Annotated in this window: 11 protein-coding genes and 1 tRNA gene; 6 read left to right on the top strand and 6 right to left on the bottom strand. The window is 48.4% G+C overall.

Going from position 1 to position 11471, the window contains the following annotated elements; genetic code table 11:
- The first annotated feature begins 554 nt into the window (after positions 1-554).
- The 5 genes from J0895_RS02195 to J0895_RS02175 all read left to right on the top strand — a co-directional run bounded on the left by J0895_RS02195 (position 555) and on the right by J0895_RS02175 (position 5247).
- A complete protein-coding gene (locus J0895_RS02195; RefSeq protein WP_207086504.1) occupies positions 555-1760 on the top strand; it encodes a Coenzyme F420 hydrogenase/dehydrogenase, beta subunit C-terminal domain in 1206 nt (401 codons plus the stop codon).
- 132 nt (positions 1761-1892) lie between these two features.
- On the top strand, positions 1893-2333 hold the full coding sequence (locus J0895_RS02190; RefSeq protein ID WP_207086503.1) for an ATP-dependent zinc protease family protein: 441 nt from the start codon (positions 1893-1895) through the stop codon (positions 2331-2333).
- A 471-nt stretch (positions 2334-2804) separates the two neighbouring features.
- The gene (gene rimK, locus J0895_RS02185; RefSeq protein ID WP_207086502.1) at positions 2805-3710 is read left to right on the top strand and encodes a 30S ribosomal protein S6--L-glutamate ligase; all 906 of its coding nucleotides are present in this window, start codon (positions 2805-2807) and stop codon (positions 3708-3710) included.
- A 142-nt stretch (positions 3711-3852) separates the two neighbouring features.
- Complete coding sequence (locus tag J0895_RS02180; protein ID WP_207086501.1) at positions 3853-4806, top strand: succinylglutamate desuccinylase/aspartoacylase family protein; 954 nt, start codon at positions 3853-3855, stop codon at positions 4804-4806.
- 261 nt (positions 4807-5067) lie between these two features.
- Positions 5068-5247 carry a hypothetical protein gene (locus J0895_RS02175; protein WP_207086500.1) on the top strand — a complete coding sequence of 60 codons (180 nt, stop codon included), beginning with the start codon at positions 5068-5070 and terminating at the stop codon, positions 5245-5247.
- Positions 5248-5339: 92 nt separating this feature from the next.
- Here the strand turns inward: J0895_RS02175 and J0895_RS02170 are convergent, their stop codons facing one another.
- Positions 5340-6569, bottom strand: coding sequence for a methionine gamma-lyase family protein (locus J0895_RS02170; RefSeq protein WP_207086499.1), 1230 nt, complete (start codon positions 6567-6569; stop codon positions 5340-5342).
- Between the two features lie 304 nt (positions 6570-6873).
- On the opposite strand from J0895_RS02170, the gene J0895_RS02165 reads away from it, so the two are divergent.
- The gene (locus tag J0895_RS02165) at positions 6874-7683 is read left to right on the top strand and encodes an acyl-CoA desaturase (protein ID WP_422894301.1); all 810 of its coding nucleotides are present in this window, start codon (positions 6874-6876) and stop codon (positions 7681-7683) included.
- Between the two features lie 123 nt (positions 7684-7806).
- Here J0895_RS02165 and J0895_RS02160 read toward each other — a convergent pair whose 3' ends face one another.
- The 5 genes from J0895_RS02160 to psbZ form a co-directional block, all read right to left on the bottom strand.
- Entirely contained in the window at positions 7807-9075 is a 1269-nt protein-coding gene (locus tag J0895_RS02160; RefSeq protein WP_207086497.1) for a glutamate-5-semialdehyde dehydrogenase, read from the bottom strand.
- A gap of 9 nt (positions 9076-9084) precedes the next feature.
- Entirely contained in the window at positions 9085-9492 is a 408-nt protein-coding gene (locus J0895_RS02155) for a hypothetical protein (RefSeq protein ID WP_207086496.1), read from the bottom strand.
- A 345-nt stretch (positions 9493-9837) separates the two neighbouring features.
- Positions 9838-9909 (bottom strand) — tRNA-Gly (locus J0895_RS02150).
- 108 nt (positions 9910-10017) lie between these two features.
- Positions 10018-10620 (bottom strand): 6,7-dimethyl-8-ribityllumazine synthase, encoded by a 603-nt coding sequence (gene ribH, locus J0895_RS02145; RefSeq protein WP_207086495.1) that lies wholly within the window; start codon positions 10618-10620, stop codon positions 10018-10020.
- Between the two features lie 160 nt (positions 10621-10780).
- On the bottom strand, positions 10781-10969 hold the full coding sequence (gene psbZ, locus J0895_RS02140) for a photosystem II reaction center protein PsbZ (RefSeq protein WP_207086494.1): 189 nt from the start codon (positions 10967-10969) through the stop codon (positions 10781-10783).
- Positions 10970-11471: the final 502 nt, after the last annotated feature.

Genomic DNA, 11471 nt, shown 5'->3' with positions numbered 1-11471 from the left:
GTAACCTAAACGTAAAGGGAAAGTTCAAATCTAATTTGAGCGGACTTATTAGAGGCACAATGAGCAGTGCCCATCAGACTTAGGCTTTGGTCTAAGGCTGTGCAAGAATCCCCGTGTCTTTAGACATCGGGAGTGTCAAAGAGGCTCTCCCTAGCCCCACCCTTAAGAGCGCCTTCACCCCAGGATTGTCAGGGTTGAACCCATTAATCCGAAAAAATCCGGTAAGAAAGGCTACAAAAATCCACTCAAATTCCCAAGAGTTGCGGTTTACCAACCTGAAATAGAGGGCTTCAGTGCGATCGGCATCAAAACCGCTCAACCGGCAATTTTCCTTTCAAAAACTGCCTGTTGAATCCACCGATTCTCCTATCCTAAAACCCCGGATTAAAAGATTGCAGAAAACGCAAGGGAGCATGATCACTCCCAAAATCCCCAAGAACATCCTTCAGCATCAACACAAAAAATCAACCCCAGCGCCCCACTTCCATCTACCATTGCTCCAAGCTTTAGGGTATTGTGTTTAAAAGTCCTCTCTCTGATAGATAGAGCCTTCCATGACAGCAGTACAGCCAACCCCCAAGCACCAGAAATCCAAAGCGCTCAAACCCGGTAGCCGTCCTCCCGCGAAAGAATTGTGCAGCGAGTGTGGCCTTTGCGATACTTATTACATCCATTACGTCAAAGAAGCCTGCGCCTTTCTCAACCAACAAATCGCCACCCTTGAAGAAAGCGCCCACGGACTCAGCCGCAACTTAGATAACCCCGATGAAGTGTATTTTGGCGTCCATCAACAAATGATGGCAGCACGAAAGCAGGAACCGATCGCCGGTGCACAATGGACGGGAATCGTCAGCACGATCGCCTGTACCATGCTCGATCGCGGCCTCGTTGAAGGGGTCGTATGCGTTCAAAATACCCCCGAAGACCGATTTGGACCCATGCCAATCTTGGCACGCACCAAAGAAGAAGTCCTCGCCGCCAAAGTCAATAAACCCACCCTCTCCCCCAATCTGTCTGTCCTCGAACAAGTGGAAAAGTCCGGGATGAAACGCTTACTGGTGATTGGAGTCGGTTGTCAGATCCAGGCGTTGCGTGCAGTCCAAAAGGAACTGGGGTTAGAAAAACTGTATGTTTTAGGGACACCCTGCGTTGATAACGTTTCCCGGGAAGGATTACAGAAATTTTTAGACACCACCAGCAAATCCCCAGAGACGGTGGTGCATTACGAGTTTATGCAGGATTTTCGCATTCATTTTAAACATGAGGATGGTTCTATCGAGAAAGTCCCATTTTTTGGCCTGAATACGAAAGAACTCAAAGATGTCTTTGCACCCTCTTGTTTGAGTTGCTTTGATTATGTCAACTCCCTGGCTGATTTAGTGGTGGGGTATATGGGTGCGCCGTATGGTTGGCAGTGGATTGTCGTTCGGAATCAAACGGGACAAGAAATGCTCGATTTGGTCACGGAACAGTTGGAAACTCAGCCGGTGATGTCCCGAGGCGATCGCCATGCAGCCGTCCAACAAAGCATTCCTGCCTATGAAAAAGGGGTGACCCTGCCGATGTGGGCCGCGAAACTCATGGGAGTGGCGATCGAAAGAATTGGTCCCAAGGGATTAGAATATGCTCGCTTCTCCATTGATTCCCACTTCACCCGCAACTATCTGTATGTCAAACGGAATTATCCCGAAAAATTAGAAGCTCACGTTCCCGAATTTGCCAAACAGATTGTCAGCCAATATCAATTGCCAGAATCTTGATATCAGGGTTGAGGAGGCGATCGGGTGCTTTCCCCTAACTTAACCACCGATGCCTCCTCTATCCTCTCCCCTAGTGATCTGCAAGAGGCGATCACTCCGAAACATAACAGCCTTGAATAGGAACAACACTGGATGAAACAAAAACCACAACTCCCGGTGATTGGGTGGCGGGAGTGGGTTTCCCTGCCGGATCTGGGAATCGAGAACATTAAAGCCAAAATTGATACGGGTGCGCGCTCTTCTGCCATCCATGCCTTTGATATTGAAACCTTCCACCAGGAAGGACAACATCTAGTTCGTTTCAAAGTGCATCCTTATCAACGGGATAGCATTCAAACCGTTGCTACAGCGTCCCCCTTATTCGATGAAAGACAGGTTCGCAATTCTGGCGGTCATGCCGAGTTAAGATTGGTCATTCTCACCCCCATAGAAATTTTGGGTTACCAATGGCCAATCGAACTAACCCTCACCAATCGCGATGTTATGGGATTTCGGATGTTGCTGGGACGGCAGGCGTTACGTCAGCGCTTTTTAGTGGATCCCGGAAAGTCTTTTTTACTCAGTCATAAGTAGGAGCAAAATTCTTTTCCCTGCTCCGGGTGGAATCTTTTAAAACTAGCCCTGTCAGGCAGAGTTTCTTCAAATTAGGCTGCTAATTAAAGCTATAGCGATTCCCACAGTTAGGGGGACTGCTAGATTTTTTATAATCAATAATTTTTGACTTTGTGGAACACCAAAAATTAAATACTATCCTTGTTATTACTAAAACAAAAGCTTTTCAGGTTTGTTTAAAATTTGGGCATTAATGAACTGAACCAAAGGGTTAAATTCTGATTATAATGCTTAACCAAAATTTAAGGCATGGGTCTAATCCAAAGAGGATTGACAAAGGTTGAAAATCGGGTAAGATTAATAAAAACTTGAAAAATGTCTTATCCTGAAAACTACTTTACCGAGTCAACAATATCAGTTGATTCGTCAAATCAAGACTAAAGAGCCAAAGGGTCGAGGCAGGTCAAGCTCAGAGCATCAAAATAGAGGACTATGAAAATCGCGATTTTGTCGCAAAAGGCTTCGCTTTACTCGACCCGACGACTCAAAGAAGCTGGTGAGGAACGAGGTCATCAGATGAAGGTAATTGATTATCTACGCTGTTATATGAATATTGCCTCTCATCGGCCAACGGTGGTCTATCAGCAGAAACAGTTAGAAGACTTTGATGCCATTATCCCTCGGATTGGGGCTTCTAAAACTTTCTACGGAACGGCGGTGGTGCGCCAGTTTGAGATGATGGGAGTGTTTACGGCGAATGAGTCTCAGGCGATTTCGCGATCGCGAGATAAATTGCGCTGTTTACAACTCCTGGCTCGCGAGGGGATCGGACTGCCGGTTACAGGTTTTGCCAATTCCACAAAAGACATTGAAGGGTTAATCGAAATTGTCGGGGGTGCGCCTCTGGTGATTAAACTCCTCGAAGGCACTCAAGGGATTGGGGTGGTCCTGGCTGAAACGACCCAAGCGGCTAAGTCGGTGATTGAAGCCTTTCGGGGTTTGGATGCCAATATTTTGGTGCAAGAATTTATTAAAGAAGCTGAGGGTGCTGACATCCGCTGTTTTGTGGTGGGAGATAAGGTGGTTGCTTCGATGAAACGCCAGAGTGAACCGGGAGAATTTCGCTCTAATCTGCACCGGGGAGGTACAGCGGAAAAAATCAAGCTGACTCCAGAGGAACGCTCAACTGCGGTTAGAGCAGCCAAGACGATGGGGTTAAAGGTGGCGGGAGTGGATATCTTGCGATCGAATCATGGTCCGGTGGTGATTGAGGTGAATTCGTCACCGGGTTTGGAGGGGATTGAGGCGGCATCGAATGTGGATGTGGCGAGCAAGATTATTGAGTTTATTGAGAAAAATTCAGCCCCGAAAAAACCCCGCGATCGCACTCAATACTAATCAGCACTCATCAGACTCCATCCCATTTCTACCGACTCCCTTACCGATTACAGTTTGACCGGGGGCCAAAGCATTGTAAATTAGAAGACATTCAGAGCTTCCCTTCAATCGTCAGCGACTTGCAAAGCGAAGGTTAAACTGTATGTCCGGAGTCATTCAAATCGGCAATGCCACCATCCCACCGGGAGAACAAAGGCGTTTAGAATTGCCGGTTGCCCGACTGCCGACGCAAACTATGCTGGGATTGCCCGTCACGGTCATTAATGGTACTAAACCGGGGCCTCGACTCTGGTTGAGCGCCGCAATTCACGGAGATGAAATTAATGGGGTGGAAATTATTCGGCAAGTGCTGCATCAAATTTCCCCGCGTCAACTCTGTGGAAGTATCATCGCTGTCCCAATTGTGAATGTGTTCGGATTTATTGAACAGTCTCGCTACTTGCCCGATCGCCGAGACTTAAACCGCTCTTTTCCGGGTTCGGCAAGGGGTTCATTAGCCTCTCGGTTGGCGCATCTGTTCATGAAAGAAGTGGTGATGCGATCGACTCATGGCATTGATTTACATACGGCTTCCCATCATCGAATTAATCTACCCCAAATTCGCGCTAATCTCGGCGATCGCGAAACCTATCGCTGTGCTCAGGCATTTGGCGCACCCCTGATGATTCATGCCACGACTCGGGATGGTTCCTTGCGACAAGCGGCGACTCAGTTGGGAATTCCCGTTTTGCTCTATGAAAGTGGAGAAGCGCTCCGATTTGATGCGGAGGCGATCGCCGTCGGGACTCGGGGAATTATGCAAGTGATGGCGATGTTGGGGATGATTTCGGCTTTTGCACCCTCCTCTTTGCCTCCTTCTTTAGAGGTAAAAAGAACCCAATGGGTGCGATCGCCCTCTAGTGGAATTCTGCACTTAGAAGTAGGACTCGGCCAATCTATCTCTAAAAAACAACGCTTAGGAATTATCTGTGATGCCTTCGGTGACCAGACGATGAAAGTTTATGCTCCCTTTAATGGGGTGATCATCGGTCATACCCAAAATCCATTGGTTAACCAAGGAGATGCAATTTTGAACCTCGCTGCCATTGAACCCTAAACCCTAGTCGTTCTCTGGGTCGAGTCATCAAGGATTATCTCCAAACTCCCCCATCCTGTTTAAAGCCTGTAAACATTTGCTCCCCTAGCCGTTTCATACCCTTAAGGCTAATTGTAACGATTTATTTACAAAACTTTATTTTTTTTATAACAATAATTGACTGTCGTTAAAAAATATCCGGTAAAATTAAGTAAAGTTTGTGAAAAGCAACTTAAATTAACAACCGGATAGACTATTGAGTAAGCCTTTTTGGATACTACCATGAAAATCCAAACGGGAGATTGTTTAATTTCCAGGGATGGCCGCTACTATCGGGTCATTGATTGTTGTGGCGAGTTTATCTCCTTGATGCCACTTCAGGGCTACACGGTGTTTACCTGCCGTCAGAGTTACATAGAATCCTCGTTTGGCTTCGTCGAAACGCAACAACAAGTTGCTTGAACCCAGGGTTGTTTCTGCCCTCTTTAGTTCCAGTGGCCAGAAACAACCCTGGTTGAATAGCAGTGGGAAACATTAGTGAGGAGGAAAGCTGGTTAAGCCGGACCGACTGCTGCGACTGCGGCTTCTAGGGCGATCGCCACATGAGTCCAATGGGTTCCCCCCTGGCAAAACACAATATAAGGCTCCCGCAATGGACCATCGGCAGACAACTCCGAGGTACTGCCATCAATAAAACTCCCTCCTGCCATCACCAACTGACTCTCATACCCAGGCATCGGTGCAGGCACCGGATCCAAATAAGACCCAATCGGGGAATACTTCTGAATCGCACGGCAAAACGCAATCAGTTTTTCGGGCGAACCCAACTGAATCCCCTGAATGACATCCCGTCTCGGCGCAGTAGGGGCGGGGTTGACCGGATATCCGAGGCGATCGAACACATAAGCGGTTAAATGATTTCCCTTCATCGCCTCTCCCACCATTTGCGGTGCGAGAAACAACCCCTGAAACAGCAGCCGATTGCGATCGAACGTCGCCCCCCCACTACTGCCAATTCCCGGCGCGGTGAGCCGACAGGTGGCCGCTTCGACCAAATCTGCGCGCCCTGCCACATAGCCCCCACCTTCCACAATCGTCCCCCCGGGATTTTTAATCAAAGAACCGGCGATTAAATCCGCCCCAACCGCAGGGGGTTCCCGATCTTCGATAAATTCGCCGTAGCAGTTATCCACAAAACAAATCGTCTCGGGATTTTGTCCCTTGACCAGATGAATAATTTTTTCAATATCCGCAATGGAAAGACTCGGACGCCAGGAGTAGCCACAAGAGCGCTGGATCGAGACCAAACGGGTCTTTTTCGTGACCGCAGTTTGGAGTGCCACCCAATCAATTTCCCCAGTGGGGGTTAATTCCAATTGGCGATAACTCACCCCAAACTCCATGAGGGAGCCTTGACCCGTGCCTCGTAAGCCAATTACTTCCTCTAAGGTGTCGTAGGGAGCACCTGCGACTGCCAACATTTCATCTCCGGGACGCAGTACCCCAAAGAGGGCACAAGCGATCGCATGAGTCCCAGAAACAAACTGCACCCGCACCGTCGCCGCTTGGGCGCCCATCACAGAAGCAAAAATTTGATCCAGGGTTTGACGTCCCAAGTCATCATGACCATATCCCGTGACCCCAGCAAAATGGTGAACCCCGACCCGGTGACGGCGATAAGCCCCGAGGACCCGCTCTAGGTTTTGCTTGACCTGAGCATCAATTTGACAAAACAGAGGGAACAGTGCAGTTTCTGCTTCTTGCAGCCATTGAGAGCGATCCATCAAAACCTCGTATGAAATGTTACAGTAAGTTAAGGGAAAAAATTGCCCTGATGTAAAATAATCTCAGCCAATCGAGGGTTTTGCCTGCCTTGGGCGTTTTGACAGACTCTTACCGGGAGTCGAGGCGATCGCGCTGTAGGGCAAAAAGACTAGACCTCACGCTTAATCGGCGATGGTGCGATTGCAACATCCCACAGCAGATTTTGGCAGAAAAATTTGTAATAAGGTCACAATAAGGTCACAGATGACGATTGTCAGTTCAACACAAGAAACACAAGAAACAATAGGGCAAGATCTGTCCCAGATGCGGCCTGACTGGCCGGTTATCATCTTCATGATCGCAGTTCATGCTTTCGCCTTGTTCGCATTCCTACCCAGCACCTTTAGTTGGGCGGCAGTGGGGTTGGCGGTCTTATTCCACTGGATAACGGGAGGTCTGGGAATTACCCTGGGATATCATCGGTTAGTCACTCACCGGAGTTTTACCGCACCCAAGTGGTTAGAGTATTTCCTGGTCTTCTGCGGGACCCTAAGCTGTCAAGGGAGTCCGATCGATTGGGTTGGACTGCATCGTGCACATCATCTCCACTCGGATAATTCCGCTGATCCCCATGACTCTAATCTGGGGTTCTGGTGGAGCCACATGGGGTGGTTGTTCTATCATTCTCCCGCTGAGGCTGAAATCCCTCGGTTAACAAAAGATATTGCAGACGATCCGTTTTATCAGTTTTGCGACAAGTTTTTACTTCCGATTCAAATTGCTTTAGGTGTTAGTTTCTACTTTTTAGGAGAAGCAATTTCCCCAGGACTCGGCTGGTCCTTTGTAGTTTGGGGAATTTTTGTTCGCCTTGTGGTTGTGTTTCACTGTACCTGGTTTGTGAACAGTGCCACTCATAAGTTTGGCTATCGCACATATCCCAGTGAAGATCGGTCCACGAACTGCTGGTGGGTTGCGTTAGTGACTTATGGCGAAGGTTGGCACAATAATCACCATGCCTATCAATATTCCGCTCGACATGGAATGCAGTGGTGGGAAATTGATTTTACTTGGATGACGATTCAAATTTTACAAGCCCTTGGCCTTGCGAAAAATGTCAAGTTAGTTGGGAAATAACCGCTGAGGTTTAAACTGGTAAACCTCGGATTGGGTTAAAAAAAGTTAGAGTGGGGAGGATGGGTTTGACCCATCCTCCCCATTTTAAATATCTCAAGGGCGAACCATCGGGGATTGGAAGGTTCACACCTGTCCTTTGCCTTGAATGATATGTTTGACGGTGGTCAAGCTTTCCAGGCCAATTAAGCCTCGGCGATGACCTTTTTGGTTAGACATTCCCAGAAAAATGGCATCTCCTTGTTTGGGATAGCGGTAAAAGCGAGGGGAAGCGTTGATATAGGTTGAGGCGCTGTTGACTCCTCCGCCAAATTGAGAACTTTCCAGATAGGATTCGGTGACGATACAATCGGCATGACCGCTACTGTATTGATTGATCCAGGCGATCGCCGCGTACAGATTATCGACGACTTTAAAGGCGACAGTTGTGGTTAAATAGGCTGAAGACCATTCTGATTCTTCTACTTTTTTTAAGTCGGGAAACTCGGGGCTGAGAATGTCATCCACCCGCACTTCAAACCCTTTGTCCTGCAAGCTGTTAAACAACATTGCCAGGGAAGAGGGTTTTTGATTGCGATGAATCAGCACTTTTTCAATGGCATTGACGGGATCGGGTTCACTTTGGTGGGAGTCTTGAATCATCCATCGCGCCAAATCCATACTGCCACTGGGGGACCAATAGAGGTAACAGTTTCCCATGCCGGATTTGAGTACGGGGACCGTCGCCTGACGAATCACCTGCTGGACGAGACTAGGCCGACCGTAGGGGATGACTAAACTGATATATTTATCTTGGCGGACTAAATCTCGGGTGGAAACCCCCATTTCTGCCGGAATCATTTCCAGACAGCCTTCAGGCATTTCGGCTTTGAAGAGCGCGCGTTGCAAGGCATCAGCGATCGCACTGTTGGTGTGAGATGCATACATTCCGCCTTTGAGAATCAGACAGTTGCCGGTTTTGATGCACAAGCCTGCGGCGATCGCCCCTAAATCTGGTAACGCTTCATAGACTAAACTGATCACCCCTAAAGGCATCAACTGGCAGTAAGATTGTGACCCCTCCACTTGGTAGGAGGCATTCATCACCCGGCGCATCGGATCGGACAACTCCGCCAACCGTTGCAGAATTTGCACCGTTGTCTGGATTCGTTCTGGCGTCAGCTTGAGCCATTCCAGAATCAAATCAGGCACTGCCATTTCCCGCGAAGCTTCCAAATCGAGGGTATTGGCTTCTAAAATCTCATCCGAGGCTTCCTTGAGGGATTTTGCCATCCCCTCCAACGCACGGGTTCGTTGTTGGCTTGAAGTCTGCGCCATGATCAAAGAAGCTTGATAGACGCTCTCCACGACAGCCATCGCATCAGGATTTGGGGGAAAAGTAGAATCTGTTGTCATCGAGATCATCTATCGCCTGTAAGCCAACCAAACCATTAAGGCTGGCAAGGTTGCCAGCAACACCGCTAAAATGACCCAAGGGATCACGCTTGGGCCTAGGGGTAACCCCAAAAGGTAGGGTAACCAGAATACCACTAGGCCGATGACAATCACCAGGGACATGGGTAAGTAGCTCTCCCTCAGACGGGTATTGGCTACACACCACTGATTGCCGTTCCAGTTCCAACACCGTTTATAGGGGGAGTTGGTTGGGAGTTGCTCGATCCCCTGTCCATCTTCGGTGACCACAAAAATATTTTGACACCGATCGCACCCCAAGGCTTCCGTGAGGGTGATCGGAACTAAACGTCCCCGCCGCCTACAGGGACAGGGGTACTCTGCATTGAGGTCGATCTTTTGGGATTTTTGAGATGGCACAGGCGCTAATCCATAAAAATTCCACGACTTTACAACATAGACTTGCCAATCTCTGCGATCGGTTATTCTCGGCGATCGCCTGGAAATTTTGACAGCTTATGATCGGAGCTTAATGCTCCATTTTTCTCGTTTATATTACCGAACTGATTGTAGCATTCGGCAGTTTTAATCGCCTTGACGTTGGATGCCCGGATCTTAACATTGTTTTTTGACTTCAACGTTCGCCCCGCTTAAAATCCACACTCAGGCTTTCAACTGGATAATAACCACTGCAATCGGAATTCTCAACGGAAATCCGGCTACGGAAACCCGTGGCTGCGGGGGTAATTGATTGATGCTTTTTAAAGCGGGTAACGCGATTCGAACGCGCGACATTCACCTTGGCAAGGTGACGCTCTACCACTGAGCTATACCCGCAAATCTTTGACTTTATTATGATGGCAGATTTACTAGGGTTTGTCAAGGCGATCGCTCAAAAATTTTTTGAGCGACGCTCAAAGCCCTGAAATGACCAGCAGACAAGCCTTATCCCAGTTCAGCCTCCGGAGAAACCTGGGCCGATCGCGAGGGTTTTAATGAAGAAGCCGGTAAAGAGCGATCGCCACCGCTTAGGGCCGCTTTCTGAGGGGCATTCCCCTCCCCTGGATCTACCTGATTTAAGCGCCGCATTAAACTCGCCATTTCCAGGGCATTCATCCCATAGTCCCAGCCCTTATTACTTTTCACTCCCGCCCGTTCTAGGGCTTGCTGCATCGTATCCGCCGTAATAATGCCAAAAATCACCGGCACTCCCGTCTGATATCCCGCTGCAGCAATCCCTTTCGAGACCTCTGACGCCACATAATCAAAATGAGGCGTTTGACCTCGGATGACTGCACCTAAGCAAATCACGGCATCATAGCGCCCAGACATAGCCAGTTGACGCGCCACAATTGGCACCTCAAAACTTCCCGGAATCCAAACATAATCCACCTGAGTCCCCTGGGGATCCACATCCACACCGTGGCGCTTCAGAGCATCTTCACAGCCCTGTAACAGTTTGCCCACAATCAAATCGTTGAAGCGACTGATCACGATCGCAAACCGCAAGCCCTCAGTCTGGGTAAAAGTTCCCTCAAAAACGGCCATATCAGTTTTAGGTCTAATTGATTATCGATAAGGTTGTGGGGGTAAGCGTTCATGCTCCCCGCATTTATTGGGCGATCGCCGATCGAAAGGACAAAAGACCATCGGAATCACACCGATCGCCCATTGAACCTTTCGATCACTGACCCAAAAAGAGGGGCGCTTATACCACCAAAAAGTTTAAAACTCCCACCAAAATCACCAGAGCAAACCAAACACCCGAACCAATGTACAGCAGGGGTTTAGATTGATCCCAGTTTTGGGGAGATGCATAAGCGACAGGGACGCCTACGACCATCACAAAAGACAAGAAAACCAGCGCGGCAAGAGCCAATTGAAAAATAATTGTCATTTTTTTTTTCTTCCTTTGACAGCAGTGGTCTAGTAATCAGGGTTTGAACTAGAGCAAATATCGGTTAATTAATTGCTCTGATTCTTAACCTACCAAAAAATGACCCACTGATACATTTACGCGACAAAAGTCCGGCTATTGCTGGACAATGCAGCGATGGCACTATCACCATTTAAGGTGACTATGGCGGTATCCCGCAAAGCTTTTAGAAAGATTCCAAAAGCGCTTGATGGTTTAAGGTCGATGAGGATGATTAGACTCGTACCCTCTTAGACTCAAGAATCCACACCAACCTCGGCAACCAAGCGAGGAAGTCTCAAAGGTAGGGCGGAAAAATCATCGAACCCTCCGGGATACCCCAGGCTTCAGACATGGGGAGGGATAGGAGCGGCTGTTGAAAACAGCCAATTTAGTAACCATAACCGTAACCATCCTTTTTGTGAACTGCTTTACTAGACCCCTTTCGGGTGGGGGTATGGTTGCCCCCCGATTTTCCCTTTCG

The sequence above is a fragment of the Phormidium pseudopriestleyi FRX01 genome (genome assembly GCF_017313335.1).
Classification (GTDB): domain Bacteria; phylum Cyanobacteriota; class Cyanobacteriia; order Cyanobacteriales; family Laspinemataceae; genus Laspinema; species Laspinema pseudopriestleyi.
Note: the sequence above shows the minus strand (reverse complement) of the source record. Positions and strands in the feature narration are given on the sequence as shown.

Bases quoted from the DNA above. Each gene is read 5' to 3' on its own strand.
- J0895_RS02195 (WP_207086504.1), top strand. From the start codon at position 555: ATGACAGCAGTACAGCCAACCCCCAAGCACCAGAAATCCAAAGCGCTC.
- J0895_RS02160 (WP_207086497.1), bottom strand. From the start codon at position 9,075: ATGACAACAGATTCTACTTTTCCCCCAAATCCTGATGCGATGGCTGTC.
- J0895_RS02170 (WP_207086499.1), bottom strand. From the start codon at position 6,569: ATGGATCGCTCTCAATGGCTGCAAGAAGCAGAAACTGCACTGTTCCCT.
- psbZ (WP_207086494.1), bottom strand. From the start codon at position 10,969: ATGACAATTATTTTTCAATTGGCTCTTGCCGCGCTGGTTTTCTTGTCT.
- J0895_RS02190 (WP_207086503.1), top strand. From the start codon at position 1,893: ATGAAACAAAAACCACAACTCCCGGTGATTGGGTGGCGGGAGTGGGTT.
- J0895_RS02180 (WP_207086501.1), top strand. From the start codon at position 3,853: ATGTCCGGAGTCATTCAAATCGGCAATGCCACCATCCCACCGGGAGAA.
- J0895_RS02175 (WP_207086500.1), top strand. From the start codon at position 5,068: ATGAAAATCCAAACGGGAGATTGTTTAATTTCCAGGGATGGCCGCTAC.
- J0895_RS02165 (WP_422894301.1), top strand. From the start codon at position 6,874: ATGCGGCCTGACTGGCCGGTTATCATCTTCATGATCGCAGTTCATGCT.
- rimK (WP_207086502.1), top strand. From the start codon at position 2,805: ATGAAAATCGCGATTTTGTCGCAAAAGGCTTCGCTTTACTCGACCCGA.
- ribH (WP_207086495.1), bottom strand. From the start codon at position 10,620: ATGGCCGTTTTTGAGGGAACTTTTACCCAGACTGAGGGCTTGCGGTTT.